The sequence below is a fragment of the Mycobacterium sp. IDUB_24 genome (assembly GCF_055419385.1).
Genome location: NZ_JBVAXO010000023.1, coordinates 1 through 323, shown reverse-complemented (window position 1 = coordinate 323; position 323 = coordinate 1). Strand labels below are relative to the sequence as shown.

Genomic DNA, 323 nt, shown 5'->3' with positions numbered 1-323 from the left:
GCCGCCCTGGATCAACGTCTGGACGCGTTGGCCGACACCGTGTGTGAGCACGATCCCCGCACCCATGCCCAGCGCCGCGCCGATGCGATCGGTCCGCTGGCCCGCCTGCAATCCCAGCTGCAATGCCGGTGCGGGTTACCGGACTGCCCGGCCAGCCAGCAGCGGGCCGCCGCTACCGCCGCAATGGTCCATGTGTTGGCCACCGAATCGACCCTAGACGGCACCTCCGATGATCCGGGATACCTACCCGGCTACGGGATCCTGCCCGCCGAGACGGTGCGCAACCTGGCCGCCAACGCCAAACACAAACCGGTCGTGGTGCC

General features: G+C 69.0%; 1 protein-coding gene. It reads left to right on the top strand.

What is annotated here, in order from left to right:
• A partial coding sequence (locus tag ACZYZF_RS29485; RefSeq protein WP_463837603.1) for a DUF222 domain-containing protein occupies positions 1 to 323 on the top strand: 323 nt, incomplete at both ends.